Origin of the sequence: Orrella sp. 11846 (assembly GCF_048820935.1) — a bacterium.
GTDB lineage: Bacteria > Pseudomonadota > Gammaproteobacteria > Burkholderiales > Burkholderiaceae_B > Algicoccus.
This window is the reverse complement of record NZ_JBMERD010000010.1, coordinates 39,319-61,688: the sequence shown is the minus strand read 5'-3', so window position 1 is coordinate 61,688 and position 22,370 is coordinate 39,319. Positions and strand designations below refer to the sequence as shown.

At 48.6% G+C, this 22,370-nt stretch carries 19 protein-coding genes; 1 reads left to right on the top strand and 18 read right to left on the bottom strand.

Features of this window, described 5'->3' with window-relative positions:
• Positions 1-332: 332 nt before the first annotated feature.
• The 18 genes from dnaG to ndk form a co-directional block, all read right to left on the bottom strand.
• Positions 333-2,186, bottom strand: coding sequence for a DNA primase (dnaG, locus tag ACOI06_RS09715; RefSeq protein WP_420662373.1), 1,854 nt, complete (start codon positions 2,184-2,186; stop codon positions 333-335).
• Between the two features lie 435 nt (positions 2,187-2,621).
• Entirely contained in the window at positions 2,622-2,834 is a 213-nt protein-coding gene (gene rpsU, locus ACOI06_RS09710; protein WP_420662372.1) for a 30S ribosomal protein S21, read from the bottom strand.
• Positions 2,835-2,938: 104 nt separating this feature from the next.
• Entirely contained in the window at positions 2,939-3,463 is a 525-nt protein-coding gene (locus ACOI06_RS09705; protein ID WP_420662371.1) for a phosphoribosyltransferase, read from the bottom strand.
• 7 nt (positions 3,464-3,470) lie between these two features.
• Positions 3,471-4,766, bottom strand: coding sequence for an adenylosuccinate synthase (locus ACOI06_RS09700; RefSeq protein ID WP_420662370.1), 1,296 nt, complete (start codon positions 4,764-4,766; stop codon positions 3,471-3,473).
• Between the two features lie 29 nt (positions 4,767-4,795).
• Positions 4,796-5,962, bottom strand: coding sequence for an ATP phosphoribosyltransferase regulatory subunit (locus ACOI06_RS09695; RefSeq protein WP_420662369.1), 1,167 nt, complete (start codon positions 5,960-5,962; stop codon positions 4,796-4,798).
• A 370-nt stretch (positions 5,963-6,332) separates the two neighbouring features.
• Positions 6,333-7,220, bottom strand: coding sequence for a protease modulator HflC (gene hflC / locus ACOI06_RS09690; protein ID WP_420662368.1), 888 nt, complete (start codon positions 7,218-7,220; stop codon positions 6,333-6,335).
• An 11-nt stretch (positions 7,221-7,231) separates the two neighbouring features.
• Positions 7,232-8,548 (bottom strand): FtsH protease activity modulator HflK, encoded by a 1,317-nt coding sequence (gene hflK / locus ACOI06_RS09685; protein ID WP_420662367.1) that lies wholly within the window; start codon positions 8,546-8,548, stop codon positions 7,232-7,234.
• The gene (hflX, locus tag ACOI06_RS09680; RefSeq protein WP_420662366.1) at positions 8,514-9,623 is read right to left on the bottom strand and encodes a GTPase HflX; all 1,110 of its coding nucleotides are present in this window, start codon (positions 9,621-9,623) and stop codon (positions 8,514-8,516) included. Before hflX ends, hflK begins: the two co-directional genes overlap by 35 nt.
• Positions 9,624-9,660: 37 nt before the next feature.
• Positions 9,661-9,891 (bottom strand): RNA chaperone Hfq, encoded by a 231-nt coding sequence (gene hfq / locus ACOI06_RS09675; RefSeq protein WP_420662365.1) that lies wholly within the window; start codon positions 9,889-9,891, stop codon positions 9,661-9,663.
• A gap of 162 nt (positions 9,892-10,053) precedes the next feature.
• Positions 10,054-11,127: a histidinol-phosphate transaminase gene (gene hisC, locus ACOI06_RS09670; RefSeq protein ID WP_420662364.1), complete on the bottom strand. Its 1,074-nt coding sequence runs from the start codon at positions 11,125-11,127 to the stop codon at positions 10,054-10,056.
• 8 nt (positions 11,128-11,135) lie between these two features.
• Positions 11,136-12,476 carry a ribosome biogenesis GTPase Der gene (gene der / locus ACOI06_RS09665; RefSeq protein WP_420662363.1) on the bottom strand — a complete coding sequence of 447 codons (1,341 nt, stop codon included), beginning with the start codon at positions 12,474-12,476 and terminating at the stop codon, positions 11,136-11,138.
• A 3-nt stretch (positions 12,477-12,479) separates the two neighbouring features.
• Positions 12,480-13,640: an outer membrane protein assembly factor BamB gene (gene bamB, locus ACOI06_RS09660; protein ID WP_420662362.1), complete on the bottom strand. Its 1,161-nt coding sequence runs from the start codon at positions 13,638-13,640 to the stop codon at positions 12,480-12,482.
• A gap of 5 nt (positions 13,641-13,645) precedes the next feature.
• Complete coding sequence (locus ACOI06_RS09655) at positions 13,646-14,281, bottom strand: YfgM family protein (RefSeq protein WP_420662361.1); 636 nt, start codon at positions 14,279-14,281, stop codon at positions 13,646-13,648.
• 1 nt (position 14,282) lies between these two features.
• Complete coding sequence (hisS, locus tag ACOI06_RS09650) at positions 14,283-15,587, bottom strand: histidine--tRNA ligase (protein ID WP_420662360.1); 1,305 nt, start codon at positions 15,585-15,587, stop codon at positions 14,283-14,285.
• An 80-nt stretch (positions 15,588-15,667) separates the two neighbouring features.
• A complete protein-coding gene (ispG, locus tag ACOI06_RS09645) occupies positions 15,668-16,945 on the bottom strand; it encodes a flavodoxin-dependent (E)-4-hydroxy-3-methylbut-2-enyl-diphosphate synthase (protein ID WP_420662359.1) in 1,278 nt (425 codons plus the stop codon).
• Positions 16,942-17,433: a helix-turn-helix domain-containing protein gene (locus tag ACOI06_RS09640; RefSeq protein WP_420662358.1), complete on the bottom strand. Its 492-nt coding sequence runs from the start codon at positions 17,431-17,433 to the stop codon at positions 16,942-16,944. The genes ispG and ACOI06_RS09640 overlap by 4 nt, the downstream gene beginning before the upstream one ends.
• Positions 17,430-18,647, bottom strand: coding sequence for a 23S rRNA (adenine(2503)-C(2))-methyltransferase RlmN (rlmN, locus tag ACOI06_RS09635; protein WP_420662357.1), 1,218 nt, complete (start codon positions 18,645-18,647; stop codon positions 17,430-17,432). The genes ACOI06_RS09640 and rlmN overlap by 4 nt, the downstream gene beginning before the upstream one ends.
• An 80-nt stretch (positions 18,648-18,727) precedes the next feature.
• Entirely contained in the window at positions 18,728-19,153 is a 426-nt protein-coding gene (ndk, locus tag ACOI06_RS09630) for a nucleoside-diphosphate kinase (RefSeq protein WP_420662356.1), read from the bottom strand.
• A gap of 261 nt (positions 19,154-19,414) precedes the next feature.
• Here ndk and ACOI06_RS09625 point away from each other — a divergent pair, with 261 nt between their 5' ends.
• Complete coding sequence (locus ACOI06_RS09625; protein WP_420662354.1) at positions 19,415-22,288, top strand: valine--tRNA ligase; 2,874 nt, start codon at positions 19,415-19,417, stop codon at positions 22,286-22,288.
• Positions 22,289-22,370 lie beyond the last annotated feature (82 nt).

Below are 22,370 nucleotides of genomic sequence, written 5' to 3'. Positions count from 1 at the left end.
CGACTTATATAACTTTCATGCGATTGCGTGGCAAGCCAATTCCTGCTTAGATCCTTCGTTGATATGCAAAACCAACCCACACATCCCCGCTCATCACGGAAATGACTTGAAATGTCGCTGACATACTGACACTTTTTATTCGAACTGTCGCTGTTGACTATGAAGTCGGTGGGCGTGTTTTTACGGATCTGACAGAGAGATCACCAAACGTCCCAATCTTAATAAACTTTATCGAGTTCGAATCGCATGGATGCAAAAATTCCAAATGCGTAAAGTACCCGTCTATTGTAGCTGACTTCAGTCGTCTATGGCACTCACTTGAACCGGGCCTTTTAGCTTAGACTCCGAATCCGTTGTGAAAGTTCCATATAACGCTGCCGAGCATCATCAGATTGCAAGCCAGACTCAATTAAACCCGCTTGCTCCATCCTCAGACTTTCAAGTTCAATACGACGTAACGCATCATCCCATTCTTGTTGTGGATCCGGCAATTCAACACCTGTCATCAAATCGGCTGATAAGCGTTGCAACACTTCAGCCAACTCACTATCAGGATCTGCACTTTCCAACAATGCACCGAGGTGCGTGGCAGAATTGGATTGCACGAGCACAATAAAATCGTGGACTAAAGATAGATGGGGGCCTTTGTCCAAAGTTTCAAGTTGTTGCTCTCCAACAGATTGTGCCAAATCAGGGTGTGTTAGCAGCAATAAGAGCAAGCGTCGCGCCATGGGAGTGACTGAACGATGATGTAAACGCTCAAACCGATTGCTTTTCCGCCGATCAGGAAATCTCGGCTCGCCTCCAAAACGACCACCACCCGACTGTAGCTGTGAACCATTCTGGGTCGCATGTGCCCCTGCTGGTGCAGCCATCGTTTTGACAATTCGTACCTGAGTCGCTTGTAAAGATGCCTCTAGCTCCTGTTGAGTGAGCTTCACCTCGTAAGCCAACGCATGGAGTAATTGGCTCTTAAAAGCACCAGGTGCAATTTGCGCAATTAGGGGTGCAGCTTCATGTAAGCATGCAGAGCGCCCTTCTGGCTCTTCCATTCGGTGTCGAGACGACAATTCTTGCAAGAAGAATGTCGATAGTGCGAGGGATTCATTGACGCTCGCTTTAAATGCGGCCTGACCAAAACTTCGCACATAGCTATCAGGGTCCTGCCCATCTGGCAAGAACAAAAAACGAACAGACAAATCATCACGCAAGATTGGCAATGCTGCTTGTAACGCACGCCACGCGGCCTTGCGGCCTGCTGCATCACCATCAAAGCTAAAAACGATACGATCTGTCAAACGCACCAGTTTGCGTAAATGATCGGGTGTGGTCGCCGTACCCAACGTGGCTACGACGTTTTCAACACCTTGCTGCGCAAGACCCACAACATCCATGTAGCCTTCCACCACAATGGCTTCACGCTCACGTGAAATGGCCTGGCGCCCTTCCCACAAACCATAAAGCTCATGCCCTTTGCTAAACAAGATGGTTTCAGGCGAGTTCAGATACTTGGGTTCACCTTTGGCAATGAGACGCCCCCCAAAGCCAATAAGCTCGCCCTTCTGATTATGAATCGGGAACATGACACGACCCCGAAAACGATCATATCGCGTGCCATCCTCACGCTCAACAACCAGACCAGCCTCAACCCAAACAGCTTCGTCATAATTCGTTGCGACTCGACTTAGTGCACGACGGTCATCGGGCACCCAACCCAATCCAAATCGCGCTGCAATGGCACCTGTAACACCGCGACCTTTTAAATAGTTGATCGCATCTTCAGAGGTTCGAAGCTGTTTCTTATAAAACTCGTGAGCAAGCTCTAATGCTTGCGTGTGAACTTTACGCTCATCACGACGCTGTGCCCATTGCTCCCGCTGATTCGCCGATCTAGGTGATTCCGGCACAGACAGACCGAGCCGATGGGACAGCGTTTGGACTGCTTGCGGAAAACTCGCACCCGTGTGCTCCATGAGAAACGTGATGGCACTGCCATGTGCGCCACAACCGAAACAATGATAAAACTGCTTAGTCGGACTTACCGTAAATGATGGGGACTTTTCTTTATGAAACGGACACAATCCCAATAAGTTCGCGCCACCCTTGCGCAACTGCACATACTGACCGACGACATCGGCAATATCGGTTCGGGACAATAAGGTCTGGATAAAGTCGTCTGGAATCAAAATCGTCTCAGCTTGAAATCAGTACACAGGCATCATGGCACGCTGTATCCATTTGCACACAACGCTAGATAGCTTATCAGACACTCGGGTATTCGGACGGACGCTTCTGTCTACTTGGCAAGACACCGCATTCACATTAGCAGGAACTGCGTGACATGTGAATTCACGTATGCATGACGCACAAAGAAACACCACACAATCTTAAACGCAGGTCGGTTTAGTAGACTATTGACGGGAAATGATGACTACAAGGTAGTAAGAATAAGCAGACAATCCATCCTATCAGACGAATCTGATTTAGAGACTTGTTGTAACTGCTAGTGACACTCAGCGAAATACAGCGTCAGAAACACAGGTCGTCAAGCGACGACCTTGACTGTGTTTTGATTGAATTGATCATCACCTGCCTGATAAAACAAACAGATGAACAATCAATTAGTACATCCGTGGGGGCAGCTGTTGGCTACGCAGACGTTTGTAGTGACGCTTGACCGCTGCGGCATGCTTACGCTTACGCTCTGCCGTTGGCTTTTCGTAAAATTCACGAGCACGCAATTCGGTCAGCAAACCAGTTTTTTCGATGGTGCGCTTGAAACGGCGCAGAGCCACTTCAAAGGGCTCATTTTCTTTCAGACGGACAATTGGCATATAAAATCACAACTCTAATTATGGTTAGATTAGCCATGCACTATAGCATGGAACGAAAAGTTTTAATACAAACTAACGGTATTACACAACAAAAACAATGCTTTTTACTTCACATCATGAAGTCGACGCAGCTCTTCAAGCGTCATTTCATCGTAATTCTCAAAAGGTTGATGAATCCACGGATCGGTTGGCAGATACTGCGCATAATAATCAGGTGTCACAACTGAACGAGCTTTCCACCAGATCACAGCGGTTCTCATTTCAGTAATCTGCGGATAAGAAGAAAGCAAGTGCCCTCGAACCTTCCCAAAGGTCAGACCGCTATCCACCATATCATCGACCAGCAAAACCCGTCCTGAAGGCTTGCCATAAGCCATTGAGATGTAGGGAGCAATATCAAGCTGACCTTGATCACGTCCTGCATTTTCTCGATAACTACTGGCCGACAGAATGGCTAACGGCATGCGAAATAAGCGTGATAACACGTCGCCAACGCGCATTCCACCTCTGGCCAGACAAATAATCTGGTCAAACTTCCAATCTGACTCATACACCTTTAGCGCCAGACTTTCAATGAGCGCATGGTACTGGTCCCAAGAGACCCAGACATCACGATCCGTATCACTCATGCTTCAATCAACCTTTGAATGGGTGTCGCAACATAATGGTTTCATCACGCTCAGGCCCTGTCGACACGATATCGATTGGCACTTCGCAGATTTCTGAAATTCGCATTAGGTATTGTCGCGCATTGGCAGGCAGTTTATCAAACTCAGTCACACCCACGGTGGATTCTGTCCAACCAGGCATTTCTTCATAGATTGGTTCGACTTTACTTACAGCTTCTGCACCATAAGGAAGCAATTCTGTAAACTCGCCGTCAATGCGGTAACCCACACCCAAACGCACAGTCTCAATCCCGTCCAGCACATCCAGCTTAGTAATGCACAGACCATCAATGCCGTTGATTTGTACGGAACGCTTCAGTGCTGCACCGTCAAACCAACCGCAGCGACGCGCACGACCCGTCACAGAACCAAATTCTTTACCTACTTCAGCCAAACGCGCACCGATTTCATCGTGCAGTTCGGTTGGGAAAGGCCCTGAACCCACTCGGGTTGCATAAGCCTTAGTAATTCCAAGCACGTAATTCAAAGCTTGCGGACCCACGCCTGTTCCAGTTGAAGCAGCACCGGCAATGCAGTTGCTACTCGTCACAAATGGATAGGTACCGTGATCAATATCCAGCATGGCGCCCTGCGCGCCTTCAAACAACAAGTTGCCGCCTTCTTTACGAATTCGGTTCAACGCTGCGCTGACATCGCTAATCATGGGTGTCAGTCGTGGCGCAAGCGCCATAATTTCATCGTAGACTGCGTCTACGGACAAGGGTTCAACCTGGAAATACTGAGTCAGAACAAAATTGTGATACTCCATCACACGCTCAAGCTTCTCGCGGAAACCTTTTGGATCCAGTAGATCTTGAACGCGCAATGCACGACGTGACACTTTGTCTTCGTAAGCAGGTCCAATGCCTCGGCCAGTCGTGCCAATCTTGCCCTCACCTTGACGGGCTTCACGCGCCTGATCCAACGCAACGTGATAAGGCAAAATCAACGGGCAAGCCTGACTAATATGCAGACGTGAAGACACGTCCAAGCCTGCTTGCTCAAGCTCTTCAATTTCGGAGAACAAAGCTTGCGGTGACAAAACGACGCCATTACCAATGTAGCAATGCTTGTCTTCATGCATGATGCCCGAAGGAATCAGACGCAAAATTGTTTTCTGACCTTTAATCCACAAGGTATGACCTGCGTTGTGTCCACCCTGAAAGCGAACAACACCGACAGCAGACTCGGCCAGCCAGTCAACAATCTTACCCTTCCCTTCGTCACCCCATTGAGTGCCGATGACGACAACGTTCTTACTCATCATAAATTCCACTCAAACCCTATATTCAATTAATCCATCAATGGTTGAACAACCCATTGACCATTCATTTGCACGATTTCCCGATCCACATTGAATTCGCTGTGCTCTGCGTCCTCACCGGGCAGTAACTGAATCACAATCTCACCTTGTGCGCGCAAACGCACAATCTGATCCAACAGTATTTCATCATGACCAGCCGGCGCCACAATGGCACGCACAGATTCTGGTTTTCTGGTCAAGCTGGCGAGTCGTCTCAAATCCAAACTAAAGCCTGTTGCCGAGCGCGCGCGCCCATAAGCCTGACTGATATTGTCATAACGTCCGCCGCGCAGCAATGCATCATGCCATCTTGGCGCATAAAAGGAGAATGTAACACCGGAGTGATAGCCATATTGCCCAGCATCCGCTAAATCAATACTAACGCAGGCATGGCCCAAACCATTAATCAAGTTTTTTAGTGTCTCCAGCGACTGACGTACACCTGGTGTGTCTGGCAACCGTTCGTGTGCTTTTTCTAAAACATCCACCCCGCCATTGAGTTGCGCCAGCGCATACAAGGCTTCCACGGTAGACTCAGAAATCTCAGAGAAATGCGTCCGTAAAGTTGCGATACCGGGTAAGTCTTTTTCTCTGAGTAAACCAATGATTTCATCAGCATTGCGTACAGCGACGGGATCCAGTTCTAAAACATGACGGATCAAACCATCGTGACATAAAACCAGCTGTGCATCTTGTATGCCAGCTTGGTTTAGCATTTCTGTCGCCAAGCGCAAGATTTCTAAGTCTGCTTGATACCCCGCGTAACCATAAATCTCCGCCCCAACCTGCAAGAGCTCACGGCTTGCCAACAATCCGTTTGGACGTGTGTGCAAGACTGGACCGGAATAACACAAACGTGTCACACCAGGACGATTCAACAAATGCGCATCAATCCGTGTGACTTGCGGCGTAATGTCGGCGCGTAACCCCATAGTGCGGCCTGAAATTTGATCCACCAGTTTAAACGTCCGTAATCTTAAATCCTCACCAGCCCCAGCTAGCAACGAATCCAGATACTCCACCATCGGTGCAGAAACCAACTCAAAACCATACCCGCGAAACAGATCGAGCACCTTACGGCGCAACGCCTCAATACGTCTTGCTTCTGCGGGCAGTACATCTGCCAGATGTTCGGGCAATAGCCAGTGACCATTCATAAGAGGTTTTACCGGTACAAACTCATTCAAACAATTTCTAAAAAATCAAACTTCACAATATGACAGCACAAAAAAATTGGCGGCTTGGGGGCAACTACCCAACAAACCGCCACTTTTGCATACCACACAGTGTTCTATCCAATAGGCTTGCACCGCATTATAACGTGACTGTAACAATATGGGGCAACCAAACACCGACTAACTGACATCAGATACTGAATGTTTGAGCATTTTTCACCACACAAACATCACTTTTTAAAAACATGATCTACATAAAACGGATTAAATCCATAAAAAAATCCGCGCTGACTAGAGTTTCTCAACCTCATTCAGCGCGGATTTGATCGTCGATCAATCAGGATGAATCCTGTTAATCCTGTGAACCGCGTTCTTTAGTGGACTTCATATATCTAAAGAACTGTGCACTTGGATCAACAACCATGACGTCGCTCTTCTTGCCAAATGACTCACGATAGGCCTCCAAACTACGATAAAAACTAAAGAAGTCTCCATCCTGTCCATAAGCTTGACCGTAAAGCTCTGCGGCTCTGGCATCGCCATCACCCATAATGGCCTGTGCTCTTGCATAAGCTTGCGCCATGATTTGCTGACGTTCACGATCAGCACTAGCGCGGATCTTCTCGCCTTCAGCTGCACCAATTGAACGTAGCTCATTAGCCACACGCAGACGTTCTGATTCCATACGTCGGTAAACCGACTCGGCAATCTCTGGTGCAAATTCAATGCGCATCAAACGTACGTCAACCACATGAACGCCTAATGGTTTTGCGCGACGCTGCACGTTATCCAGCACTTCTTTCATGATCACGTCACGCTCTAAAGCCACCACGTCTTTCACAGTACGGATGTTCACAGAGGCGTTCAATGCATCACGGATTTGCGCCTGCAATCTAGCCATGGCCGCTTTTTCATTACCTGCAAATGTCACATAGTACAAACGCGGATCTTCAATGCGCCATTTTACGAATGAGTCGATCAACAGGTTCTTCTTTTCTGAAGTCTGAATACGCTCGGCTTCTTGCGTATTAATGGTTAACAGGCGGCGATCCAATAAAACAACATTCTGGAATGGCGGTGGCAACTTAAAGTGCAGGCCAGGATCGCGAATCACGCGTTTCACTTCACCCAGAGCAAACACTAGCGCATAGTTACGCTCACCGACAACAAACACCATGCTGGACAACAAACCCACAATCAGGGCAAGCACGATCAATACGGAGGTCAACTTGTTACTCATGTCTTCTCTCCTTAGCGTGCGTTTCGGTCACGCGAGAACGCGCTGCTACCGAAGTTTTCTGATAATGTCGGGCGTGTGCTTCGAGCATCGGGCTTTCTCAGCACGCTTTCGGGGACTTGTGCATCTGGCTTCACAACCTGGCTTGCACCAGACAGTGGTTTCGCATCCGCAGAAGTTCCGCGACTTGCTGCCTCTTGGATAATGCGATCCAGTGGCAGGTAAAGCATGTTATTGCTCTCCTTCGTATCAATAAAGACTTTGCTGGTTTGTGAGAACACTTCCTGCATGGTCATGAGGTACATGTTTTCACGCAACACTTCAGGTGCTTGGCGGTACTGATTCAAAACACTCAGGAAACGCGAGGTATCACCTTCTGCATCGCCAATGACGCGTGCTTTGTAACCTTCAGCCTCTTCCAACATTCTGGAAGCCTGACCTCGTGCCAACGGCACAACCTGGTTTTTATAAGCTTCGCCTTCGTTAATCTGACGCTCTCTATCCTGACCCGCTTTCACGGCATCATCAAAGGCAGCCTGCACCTGCTCAGGTGGCTGCACGTTCTGAATCGCCACGCTACTGACCAAAATTCCAGTCTGATAAATGTCTAGTATCTGTTGCATCAACTTTTGCACATCAGCGGCCACTGCTGTACGACCCTCATACAACACAAAGTCCATCGTGCGGCTACCAACGATTTCTCTCATTGAGCTTTGTGCTGTCTGATGAACAGACTCGTCTGGATCGCGGGTTTTAAACAGATAGTCTGGTGCACCATCAGGCTGGACACGGTACTGAACCACAAACTGGACGTCAACGATGTTTTCATCTTCGGTCAGCATCAGTGACTCTTGCAGCACACGGTTACGTGCATTACCGCGGAAGCCACTTTCATAGGTTCTCAACTGGGACACGTCCACGATCTCAGTATCTTGGATCGGGTACGGCATACGCCACTGAAAACCAGGTTGCGCTGTGCTCTTATACGCGCCAAACTGCGTAATCACACCAACCTGACCTTCCTGAACGATAAAGAACCCACTACCTAGCCACAACAGGATCGCGATGATCACAACAGCAATCACGCCTGTGCGTGTTTGTTTAGGCGTTGGACCTGAAGGGCGCGCCCCTGGAGAAGGTGGACGACGATTTCCACCACCTTTTCCAAATAAGCCATTTAATTTCTTGTTGAAATCACTCCAGACTTGATCAAGATCAGGTGCTGAATCCTCATCTTGACGCGGTTTTGGGCGCTGCTCGTCGTTTTTGTTGTCTGAACCTCGACCCCAACCCGGATCATTCAGATTGAAAATTTTCGTTATAAATCTCATAGTTACCTGAAGATGAAGCAAATTCTGCGATTGTTTGTCGCACTAATTCCAGTCCCTGACGTTGTTCGGCACTTATATAAACCTTTCGAATCGTACCATGCTCGTCACGCACAAGCCCGGGAGCCAGTCCAGCTAGGTCGATCTTATTGTAAATATAGACTTGAGGAACGTTTTCGAGACCAATCTCGGAGAGTACTTTTTGCACCTGGTCCGTTTGCGCATCACGCTCGGGACTTGACGCATCAATAACATGCAATAAAAGATCAGCGTGAATCGCTTCTTCCAATGTAGCTCGGAAAGCAGCAATCAACGTATGAGGTAGATCTCGGATAAAACCAACAGTATCTGACAAAGTCACTTGCTGTTGAGCGTCTTCAATCCACACACGTCTAGTCGTGGTATCGAGTGTTGCAAACAATTGATCAGCGACATAAGCATCGGATCGCGTCAACGCATTAAACAAAGTCGACTTTCCTGCATTGGTATAACCAACTAATGAAGCAGAAAAACTACCGCTACGAGCGCGTGAACGACGTTGAGTTGCACGCTGGCGCTGCACTTTATCAAGGCGCTGCTTAAGCATCTTGATTTTTGCACCAATCATTCGACGGTCAAGTTCCAACTGTGCCTCACCAGGACCTCTCGTCCCAATACCGCCCTGCTGGCGCTCAAGGTGAGTCCACAAACGTGTCAGCCGTGTCGACAGATGCTGTAACTGAGCAAGCTCAACTTGTAACTTACCTTCATGACTTTTTGCGCGTAATGCAAAAATATCCAGAATTAAAGCAACTCGATCCACCACACGGACGTTCAGTTGGCGCTCAAGATTACGTTGTTGAGCCGGTGACAACGGTTGATCAAACAGGACAATGTTGACACCGTACTCTTCGCACAACATTCGGGCTTCCTCAACCTTACCCGAACCGATGAAATACGTTGGATCGGGTCTGTCGCGCCGTGCTGTCATATCGGCAAGGATCTCCGCGCCTGCACTCGTTGCTAACAAGGCAAACTCTTCGTGCTGTGCGATGTAATCCGCATGGCCCAGATCAACACCAATTAAAAGAGCTTGCATAAACCCTCCGCAAGCTCTGACATGTCAAACAAATTGATCATTCAGTCGGAATCGGTAATGGAACCGCTTTGGCAGGTACAACGGTCGAAATTGCATGTTTGTAGACCATTTGTGTCACTGTATTACGTAACAGCACGACGTATTGATCGAATGAATCAATATGACCTTGCAACTTAATACCGTTCACCAGATAAATCGAAACAGGAATGTGTTCTTTTCTCAAATAGTTCAGAAACGGATCCTGAAGGGCTTGACCCTTATTACTCATGGATTAACTCCAACACTCAAAATAATTTATAATTAAAAGCTGATGATCTTCGTTCACTTAAACAAATCATCGCGTATTTTTTCACTAAATAAATTTAAACAACCGTACGTTCAAACCGTATATTCAAAACTGAATCAGGACTCTCTATCCTAATTAAAGACTTCAAGCCTGAATGCGCTTTGCCAGCATCTCTGTCAGACTGCGGCATTGCTCAGGAGTTCCCACGGTAATTCTCAAATACTGCCGAATCTTCGGAGTATCGAAATGTCTTACCAGAATACCCTGCTCACGCAACCAAGCCGCTAAGTCCCCACCATCATGGTTGGGATGTCGCGCAAAAACAAAATTTGCCTTAGATGGTAACACTACAAAACCTAGTTCAGTGAGCGATTTGACTAAATTTTCACGGGTTTCAATGACAGTTTGACATGCAGCTTCAAAATAAGCCGCATCCCCTATCGCTGCAGTCGCACCTAATTGGGCCAATCGATCCAACGGATACGAGTTAAAGCTGTTCTTTGCGCGCTCCAGTCCCTCAATCAATTCCGGTGCACCCATCGCAAAACCGACCCGCAAACCTGCCAAACTGCGTGACTTGGACAGGGTATGCACAACCATCAAGTTTGGATATTTGTCTAACAGTTGCACCGCACTTTGCGCACCAAAATCGACATAAGCCTCATCAATCACGACCGGAATCTGTGCATTGGCCTTCAGAATGCTTTCAATTTCCGCCAATGAAAGCGCATGACCAGTCGGTGCATTCGGATTGGCAATCAAAATTGCACCCGCTTCACATTCAGCGGTTGGGAAATAATCTTCTGGACGAATTCTTAACTGATCATCCAGAGGAATGCGTTGTGCTTCGATATCGAAATATCGGCAATAGGTCGGATAGAACCCATAAGTAATCTCTGGGTAGTACAAGGGTTTAGATTGTTTTAAGAGCGCGTAAAACACATGCGCTAAAACCTCATCCGAACCATTGCCAACGAACACAGACTTTGGAGATACGTCATAGTAATTCGCAATCGCCTGAGTTAACTGTGTGGATTCAGGATCAGGATAGAGACGCAAAGACCCATCCAATCCTTTCTGAATCGCTTCGATCACCTTGGGTGAAGGTGCAAGCGGATGCTCATTGGTATTGAGTTTAATAAGATTCTTAATCAACGGCTGCTCACCCGGCACATAGGGCTCAAGCGCCTGTACAGACTGGCTCCAAAAACGACTCATGTCATTACCTACTTTGCGTAAGGGTTTCTAGAAGATTTAAACTCAATACGCAACGGTGTCCCTTCAAGCTGAAAGGCTGTGCGAAATTGACTTTCCAAATAACGACGATAACTATCTTGCACTGCATCCAACCCACTGCCATGCACAATCACCAAAGGTGGATTCTGTCCGCCTTGGTGTGCGTAACGCATTTTGGGCCGAAAGATCCCTTTACGTGCTGGTTGCTGCTGCGCGACAGCTTCATGCAACACACGCGTCAAACGTGGAGTCGATAGTTTTCTGAATGCGGCTTCATGTGCTGCATTCACTGACCGCATGACTGCACCAATACCTTGCCCCTTGGCCGCGCTAATGCGATGGACTTTAGCAAAAGATAAAAAGCGCAATTTACGCGCATAATCTCGCTCAGCTCGTTCACGTTGATAACTGTCTATCGCATCCCATTTATTGATGGCAACTACCAACGCTCGACCCGAATCCAACACAAACCCAGCAATGTGCGCATCTTGGTCCGAAATATCAGCCTGCGCATCGAGCATCAGCAAAACCACATTACACGCCTCAATGGCCTGAAGTGTTTTGATGACAGAAAACTTTTCAATCGATTCAAACACCTTACCACGACGCCGTAGCCCTGCTGTATCGATCAATGTATAGCGATGATCCCGATGCTCAAACTCAATTTCAATCGCATCACGTGTGGTTCCTGGCATATCGAAAGCAATGACACGCTCTTCTCCCACGAGTGAGTTGATAAACGTCGATTTTCCGACATTGGGACGACCTACAACCGCTAGTTTGATCCGATGTTCAATTTCACCATCGCTTGCGGCAGGTGTTTCTTCAACCGCTTCAAACTCAGATAGCGCATGCTCAATCAAGTGATTTACACCATCACCATGCGAAGCTGAAATCGCGTACGGCTCACCCAAACCAAGCTCATGGAACTCTGCGACTGCGGACGTGTGAGCCATGCCTTCGGCTTTGTTGACGCACAACACAACCTTCTGACCACGACGACGCAACAAATTCGCAATATCGTGGTCTTGAGCGCTGATTCCGCCACGTGCATCCACCAGAAAAATCACCACATCAGATTCAGCAATCGCTTGCATCGTCTGACTGGCCATCTCAGATAAAATACCGCTTTTGGCAACAGGCTCAAAACCACCCGTATCGACAACCAGAAAAGGCTTGCTACCCACCCTGCCTTCGCCATAGTGACGATCTCGTGTCAGACCAGAAAAGTCCGCCACAAGCGCCGCACGCGAACGCGTCAGTCGGTTAAAAAGCGTTGATTTACCCACATTCGGGCGACCAACTAAACTCACAACAGGTTTAAACAGCACAAATCACCTTATCTGTATTAAGGCCAAGGAACTGTCACCCGCTTGTACAAGAATGCCTTGCGGTGTTTCCTGGACCGGTGCTTTCATAGCACCACCGCCAATCGCCACACGTCCCGTCACAGCCCCTGACTGTGTATTGAGCAAGTGGAGCTGGCCTTCAAAATCACCGACCACCAAAGTGTTACCTGTGACCGCTGGTTCATTTAACTTACGATTACGAAAAATATCCTGACGCCAAAGTATTTCGCCACTCTGGATCTGGTAAGCCCTCAAGCCACCCCGATCGGTAGGAACATACAACGACGATTGGTCAGCGCCCATTCCCGCAATGCTGGACACGGGTTGTTGCCACATCGTACTGCCGCCCTCTTGCGAATTAAAGCACGTGACATGGCCTTGATACGCCACAGCACATAGTGCATCACCGCGCACAATTGGAATCCCAACCACATCGGTCACACGATCCAAGTCGCTAGAACCACTGGGCACAGTGACATAACCTTCCCAGACAACGGCCCCAATTGTGGGTTCAACTGCCAAAAGTTTACCACCTGGCATACCGACCATCACAAGGTCTTGCAAGGTCGTCATCCGCACTGGCGCGCGCAATGCAAGCGAAGGCCCAGGTTGTTGCACGTTCCAGATGCGCTCACCGTTTTCGGCATTAAATGCTTGGATTCGGTAATCGCCTGCCACAACAATTACAACGCCATTACCGACCCAAGGTACATCGTTCACTTCACTGGTCGCCTGCGTACGCCATTTTTCCTCGCCATTGGCATCGAGTGCAATCACTTCTCCGCTAGCAGTCGCTACAACAACGGTCTGGCCATCTGTACCCACACCTGTCGAAAGTCTCTTGGCGACATTCTTGTTCCAGACGGTGGCACCATTGCTCAGATTGACTCGCGTCACCATGCCGTTTGCAGCTGCCGCATAAACACTGTCATTCACAACAGCGGGTGCAAAGCCATACGAAGTTCCGACCCCAACAGGTGCACGCCAAAGCACGGAGCCTGAGGATTCTGCGTTCGACATGGGTTGTAATGGCGCTGGCATGGTCCGTGGATCAGGCGAGCTAAACCACGAACAACCTGACAACCCCACCACAATCGTTGCACTCAGCGCATAAGACAATTTCTTCCAAGACGGTTTGATAAGCACAATACTTACCCCCCTGAGGTTTCTACTTTGAGTTCAACGAAGTCTCTCAACTGTGGGTTTGACCCTAGTTGTTCAATTGCCTGACGCCATTGTTGAACGGCTTCTTGTTTTTGTCCTTTCGCCATCAAAATATCACCGCGACGATCCGCAAACAAGCCCTCGAACGAGGCAGGTGGTGATTTCAATTGCGCCATAGCCTGGTCAAAATCCTTCTGATCCAACCACAAATCAGCCAAACGCAACTTGGCCACTGGTACCAAAGCCGGATGATCACTGTTAGCCAGCCATTGCAGAGCAGCTTTGGCACCCTCTACATTCTGGTCACGTAACAGTGCTTGAGCAGCCACCAAGGTTGCGCGAGCCGCATAGTCCGTCGAGCCGTAATCTTGTTGGAGTGTTTTTAACGCCGCATTCACACGCACCACAGACTCTTCACCTTCATTTTGTTGTGCCGCTTTTTGGAGCGCCTCAAAATAACCCCGTGCCTGAACAGCCTGATGGTTTTGATACCAATTCCAACCTTGCCAGCCTAAGACAACGGCAAGCGCCAAGGTCAGTAGCAAAAGCGTGATTGTGCCGTACTTATTCCACCACGCTTTTAACTGTTCTATCTGTTCCTGTTCTTCGAGATCGTAAGCCATCTCACTCCTCTGTTTGCGCTGTTGCGTCTTTTAGGTAATTCGTTAACTGATCAAAAGCGACATCAAGTTGCTCACCCTGAACGGCTTGACCGTCCCGGCGCAGCACTTTAACACCGGCTTGCTGAGAAGTCATCTCAGAATCGCCTAGAATAACCGCAATTGGCGCTTGATAAAAATCGGCACGGCGCATCTGTACTTTGAAGCTGCCTGAACCGGCATGCACCAAGACATTCAATCCCGCATCGCGCAGCTCTTCTCCGAGCTGCAGTGCAAATCGACCGGCAGCCTCACCCTGGTGAACCACATACACATCACATTGCGCAGGTGCAGACACCTCCTGCGATTGCAACCATAAATCCAAAAGTCGCTCTAACCCAATCGCAAAACCAATCGCAGGTGCTGGTTTACCACCGAGCAAACCAATCAAATCATCGTAACGTCCGCCCCCACAAATTGTTGCCTGTGCACCGAGCTTATCCGTCACCCACTCAAAGACGGTCAAGTTGTAATAGTCCAAACCACGAACCATACGCGGATTCAGTTTATAAGCAATCCCTGCTGCATCTAAATGTCCGCAAAGGGTCTCAAAATGCGCTCGGGATTCATCTCCTAAAAAGTCAAACAACTTCGGCGCAGCATCCGCCATTTCTTGCATGGCAGGATTCTTCGTATCCAACACCCGTAAGGGATTGCTATATAGGCGACGTTGGCCATCCTCATCCAAGACGTCACGATGCTTTTCGAGATGCGTAATCAAAGCCGCGCGGTGAGCCTGACGTTCAGACAATTGCCCAAGCGAGTTCAACTCTAGGGAAACATCGGTCAAGCCCAGCATTTTCCAGAGCCGTGCTGTCATCAGGATCATTTCTGCGTCAATATCGGGTCCAGCGAATCCTAGACCTTCCACATCGAGTTGATGGAACTGACGATATCGGCCTCGTTGTGGGCGCTCATGGCGAAACACAGGACCAATACTATAGACGCGCTGCGGACGGTCATAGAGCAAATTATTCTCAATCACCGAACGCACAATGCCAGCCGTAAACTCAGGGCGTAAGGTCAACGAATCGCCATTCAGAGAGTCTGTAAAGGTATACATCTCTTTTTCGACGATATCAGTAACCTCGCCAATCCCTCTTGTAAACAAGCGCGTATGTTCCAGAATTGGAATGCGCATGTTTTTATATCCATACAGATGCAACCATCTGTGTAAAACCTCTTCAAGTGCTTCCCACTGATAGGACAAATCGGGCAAGAGATCATTCATGCCTCGAACCGCACTGACTTTTTTAAAACCTTCTGCCATTAAATCATCGCCATCTACGTTATTTTTAAAAATTATGCATCGCTGACCCAGAGACAGCAAATACGCTGTAAGAAACGCGCTTAGGCTTTCTGTGTCTGACCAAAACGTCGATCTATATATTCCAACACAATGGCCTGAAACTCTTGCGCAATTGCATCACCCTTGAGCGTCACGGTACGCACACCATCCACATAGACAGGTGCGCTTGGAATCTCACCCGTCCCTGGCAAGCTGATGCCAATATCCGCGTGTTTGCTTTCACCCGGACCGTTCACCACACAGCCCATCACCGCCACATTCATGTTTTCTACACCGGGGTACTGGGTACGCCAAACTGGCATCTGATCGCGTAAAAATGTCTGAATCTGATCAGCCAATTCCTGAAACACCGTACTACTTGTCCGGCCACAGCCTGGGCATGCAATGACCATCGGCGTGAAAGCACGTAAACCCATAGTCTGAAGAATTTCCTGCGCAACTACTACTTCTTTTGTGCGATCACCACCAGGTTCTGGTGTCAACGAAATCCGGATCGTGTCACCAATTCCTTCTTGTAACAACACACCCAAGGCAGCGGTCGAAGCCACAATCCCTTTAGATCCCATTCCAGCTTCTGTTAAACCGAGGTGTAACGCATAGTCGCAACGGCTCGAAAGCACGCGATAGACCGAGATCAAATCTTGCACATGGCTGACCTTACAAGACAACACGATGGCATCACCTGGTAAGCCAAGCTCTTCAGCGCGTCTAGCATTATCAATCGCTGACGTCACCAAGGCTTCGCGCATCACCGCTTGTGCCTCCAGTGGATTGGGCAACTGGCTGTTTTCATCCATCATTTTGGCTAACAGATTCTGATCCAAACTGCCCCAATTCACACCAATGCGCACCGGTTTTTGCCAACGGCAAGCCACTTCGATCATTTGTGCAAAGTTGTCATCACGACGCTTGCCACCCCCCATATTGCCTGGGTTAATACGGTATTTAGACAGCGCTTGGGCGCACTCCGGAAACTGCGTCAACAGCTTGTGACCATTAAAATGAAAGTCACCACAAAGGGGCACATGCACTCCCATGCGGTCTAGCTGTTCGCGAATCGCGGGGACCTCTTGCGCAGCTTCAGGTGTGTTGACGGTAATACGCACAATCTCTGAACCGGCCATAGCCAATTCTTTAACCTGAATTGCTGTCGCAATCGCATCTGCCGTATCGGTATTCGTCATGGATTGCACCACAACAGGCGCCCCACCACCGATCTGAACCGATACATCTTTCCAGCGACACACGACACCACGCGTCTGACGTCTAGGTGCAGGTCCGACTTCTGTCGACACAGGTGATTTATCTACAGCACTCATCCAATCATTCCTTTGATCCAGGCGGGCAAATTCTCTTCTGGCAAAACACCTTGCCAGATAGCAATGACCAACACAACTAAGACGACCAGTAAAATTCCCGCAAGCCACGGCCATGAACGGCTACTTGGCTCAGGCTCTGCACCCAGACCCGGATCACGTTTATTGATCGTTTGATGATGACTCGTCACAATCAAGCCACCCCGCACACGATGATCTGGCAAAAAAGGTTCCAGTGAGCTCATTTCGATACCCAGCATTTTGCTGTAATTTCGGGCTAGAACGCGTAATCCAATACTGTCCTGAAACTCTTCCCAACGCGCGTTTTCTAACGCATCAATCTGTTTTTCTGAGAATTTCAAACGATAGGCTACATCTGCTTGTGACAAACCGCGTGATTCGCGCACACTGCGCATTGCTTCGAGTGCATTGAGCGTTTCAGGTGTTTCAGGTGCTTCTGCCTGACTCACAGATTCATACTCCGTATTCATGACGTTTTCTTAACAACCCGAATCGCCTGTAACCCCGCATAAGCGCGTTGTGGTGCTGCAGAGCGGGTTCGGTCTTGCACATCTCCAGCTAACTGTCCACAGGCTGCTGCAATATCTTCACCACGGGTTTTACGAACCGTAGTCACAACACCCGCTTGTAGCAGCTGATCTGCAAACTCACGAACACGCTGGGCGCTGGATCGTTTTAATCCTGACTGAGGAAACGGGTTAAATGGGATTAAATTTAATTTACAGGACACCTGCCGAGCAATTTCAATCAGACCGCGCGCATGTTCGGGTTGATCATTAATATCTTCCAGCATGATGTATTCAAACGTGATGAAGTCACGCGGCGCATATTGAAGATAATTTCGGCACGATTCCAGTAAGGTAGCCAATGGAAACTTTTTGTTTAAAGGCACCAAACGATCGCGTAATGCATCGGTCGGGGCATGCAATGAAATAGCCAGCGCAACTGGGCAGTCTTGGGCAAGTCGATCGATCATCGGCACAACACCTGATGTCGACACCGTCACTCTGCGGCGGGATAATCCCCAAGCATCATCGTCCAACATAATGCGCAATGACTGGACGACCGGATCATAATTCAAGAGTGGTTCGCCCATTCCCATAAATACGACATTGGTGATTGGACGCTTCAGAGCTTGCGTATTTTCATCATCAGACAAGTCGCGCGTCAATCGAGATTGCGTCTGACTTTTCAAAATCGCATCTCGAGCCCACCACAATTGACCCACGATTTCGTGGGCATTTAAATTTCGACTAAACCCTTGGTGTCCCGTTGAACAAAACGGACAACCCACGGTGCAACCGGCTTGGCTGGAAATGCACAATGTCCCACGATCAGTTTCGGGAATAAAAACAGCTTCAATGGCGTCACCTCGGCCCACATCAAACAACCATTTGTGAGTTCCATCCGCAGACTCTTGATCCAGAATCACTTCTGGCGCACGAACTTCACATGTTTGCTGCAAGCGCGCGCGAAATGCTTTGGCCAAATCAGTCATCTGCGCAAAATCAGCTTGTCCATGCTGATGAATCCAACGCATTAACTGTCGCGCACGGAACGGCTTATCCCCCCACTCAGACACCAGCTCTCTTAACGCGCCCGAATCCAGGCCCATCAAGTTAATGAGTTGCGTCTGTTTGGCACCTTCAAGCGAAGTTTGAGCCTTTAGAGCGTCTGTTGCCATGAGAAAAGCCTTTCCATATAAAAGCAAACTGGTGCTTCAAACAAATTGTTTCAGGCACCAGTTGTACAACCGTACAAAAATTAACGGCTGTGGATGTTCATTGCTGGGAAGAAGAAAGCGATTTCTTCACGCGCTGTTTCAGGTGCATCTGAACCATGTACAGCATTTGCGTCAATGCTTTCAGCAAAATCAGCACGAATCGTGCCTTTTTCTGCTTGCTTAGGATCTGTAGCGCCCATCAGATCGCGGTTTTTCTGAATAGCTGATTCTCCTTCCAGAACCTGAACGAACACAGGACCTGAAATCATGAATTCAACCAACTCACCAAAGAAAGGACGCTCACTGTGCACGGCGTAGAAGCGCTCGGCTTCTTCACGGGACAGATGCATCATGCGGGCTGCGACCACTTTCAGACCAGCACTTTCAAAACGGCTGATGATTTTGCCGACCACGTTTTTGGCCACGGCATCCGGCTTAATGATCGACAATGTACGTTCAACTGACATCAAAGACTCCTACTAAGGTGATGGATTTGATTTATTTCCAATAAAAACAGATACTTTTAAAAATAAAAGTTAGCCTATTATTCTAGCATGGCAGAGATACGTTCCGCGCCTTAAAATAGTCTCTAGCGGCGTCTGTTTCGATTCGTTCGACTCAACGACAAACAACTGTTGAGTGCGCCACCCAATCTTCGTGCGTCTGCGTATGCTACGCTGCGCACAACTGATTTCATTATTCATTTTTTCATACGACTACAAAACACCATGACCCAAGTTGCTGACAACCCTGATCAGGATCTTCATAAAAGCTTCGAACCCGAACAAATCGAAGCACGCTGGTATCCGATTTGGGAAAAATCAGGATATTTTCACGCTGGCACGCATGTCAAAGACGGCGATTGTGCAGGTGCTCCTTACGCCATCCAATTTCCGCCTCCCAATGTCACAGGTACACTTCATATGGGGCATGCTTTCAATCAGACCATCATGGACGGTCTGATCCGCTATCACCGTATGCGCGGAAATGACACCGTCTTTGTACCTGGCACAGACCACGCAGGTATTGCAACTCAGATCGTGGTTGAACGACAACTCGACGCGCAAAAAGTCTCACGCTACGATCTCGGACGTGAAAAATTCGTTGAGAAAGTCTGGCAATGGAAAGAAGAATCAGGCGGCGCCATTACCGAGCAAGTCCGACGTCTTGGGGCTTCAGCTGACTGGGATCGCGAATACTTCACGATGGACGACAACCTCTCTCAGGGTGTCATCGAAGCCTTTGTTCGTTTACACGAACAAGGTCTGATTTATCGAGGCAAACGTCTAGTCAACTGGGATCCGCAATTGCTCACCGCCGTATCTGACCTTGAAGTTCAGAGCGTCGAAACTGATGGACACTTGTGGCACATCGAATACCCATTTGTTGATGGTGCACAAACCATTGAAAAAGATGGCGAACAAGTTGAGATCAAAGGACTCACCATTGCGACTACTCGACCAGAAACCATGCTTGCAGACTCTGCATTGTGTGTTCATCCAGATGATGATCGTTACACACACTTGGTCGGCAAGATGGTGCATTTACCACTGTGTGACCGCCAAATTCCCATTATTGCGGATGATTTTGTGGATCAGACATTTGGGACGGGTGTCGTCAAAATCACTGGCGCACACGACTTTAATGACTACGCTTGTGCGATCAGGCACAACTTACCACTCATTGAACTCCTTACACTTGATGCCAAAATCAACGACGATGCACCTGAGGCATTCCGGGGCCTGGATCGTTTTGTGGCTCGCGATGCAGTTGTGGAAGCTCTGCAAGAAGGCGACTTCTTGAAACACGTCGAACCTCACCGCATGATGCAACCACGTGGTGATCGCACCGGTGCGGTTCTGGAGCCTATGCTCACCGATCAGTGGTTTGTCGCCATGAGCCAACCTGCACCCGAGGGCACGCTTCATCCCGGGCGCAGCATTACCGAAGTCGCTTTGGAAGCTGTTGCCAACGGCAGCATTCAGTTCTTCCCATCGAATTGGACCACCACCTACAACCAGTGGCTTGAAAACATTCAAGACTGGTGTATTTCACGTCAACTCTGGTGGGGTCATCAAATTCCTGCTTGGTATGGCGATGATGGTCAAATTTTTGTTGCTCGCAGTGAAGAAAAAGCGTACGAACAGGCGCGCAATCAAGGTTACCAAGGGACGCTAACCCGTGATCCTGATGTGTTGGATACCTGGTTCTCTTCAGCCTTAGTGCCCTTTAGTACCATGGGCTGGCCTGATACCACCCCAGATCTGCAGAAATATCTGCCATCTAGTGTTCTTGTCACCGGATTTGACATCATCTTTTTCTGGGTTGCACGCATGGTCATGATGACCACGCATCTCACTGGTCAAGTGCCATTTCACCATGTGTATGTTCATGGCCTGATTCGCGATGCGGATGGTCAAAAAATGAGCAAATCAAAAGGCAACACACTGGATCCAGTTGATTTGATTGACGGCTCGACGCTTGAAGACTTAGTCGCAAAAAGAACATACGGCTTGATGAACCCCAAGCAAGCTGATGCTATTGAAAAAGCAACCCGGCGTCAGTATCCAGATGGCATTGCTGCCTATGGTGCGGATGCGCTGCGCTTTACCATGGCTGCCTACGCATCCTTAGGTCGAAACATCAATTTCGACCTAAAACGTTGTGAAGGCTATCGCAACTTCTGCAATAAGCTCTGGAATGCTGCACGATTTGTGCTCATGCACACACAAGACAAATATCAACCGTCTGATGCAGCGGATCTGAGTGGATTACCTGAACGTTGGATTCTGTCACGTCTACAAAATCTCAAGGCCCAAGTCCACAAAGGCTTTGCAGATTACCGTTTTGACAATATTGCGAATGCGCTCTATCACTTTGTCTGGGATGAATATTGCGACTGGTATCTTGAACTGGCCAAAGTTCAGCTTCAAAGCGAAGATCCCAAAGTGCAAGCAGGATGCCGACAGACGCTCATTACCGTACTGGATGAAATCTTGCGGTTGCTGCATCCGATCACGCCCTTCATCACTGAAGAGCTCTGGCAGCGTGTTTCTGTAGTCGCCCATACACGTGCACCCAATGAGCAAACCAGCCTATGTGTTCAAAGCTACCCTGCTGTGCAAACCGCATTCATTGATCACGAGGCCGAAGAAGCCTTCCAGATCTTGAAGTCACGGATTGAAGCCATTCGCGTTTTACGTAGTGAAATGCAAATCCCACCGTCACAACGCGTGCCACTTTATGCACAAGGCGCACAAGACAGTCTTTCTGCCCATGCGCCTTATTTGGCCTCACTGGGTCGACTTTCAGAAGTCGAGATTGTTGATGTCTTACCTGACGAACCAGGCGCACCCGTGCAAGTTGTGGGTGACGATCATCTCATGCTCAAAGTTGAAATTGATATTGAGGCTGAGATCGCCAGACTAGATAAAGAAATTGCTCGTTTGGAAGGCGAAGTCGCCAAGGCGAACAACAAGCTCAATAACCCATCGTTTGTTGAACGTGCCCCTGCGCCCGTTGTCGCTCAGGAAAGAGAACGTCTAGCGCAATTCACACAAACACTCGAAAACGTTCGCGAGCAGCGCGCACGTCTGGGTTAATCGCTTAGTGTAAGTACTTGATTTAACCATGATCCACTCCCCCACTCGATCGATTCGGGTGGGGGAATATTCCAGAATATCG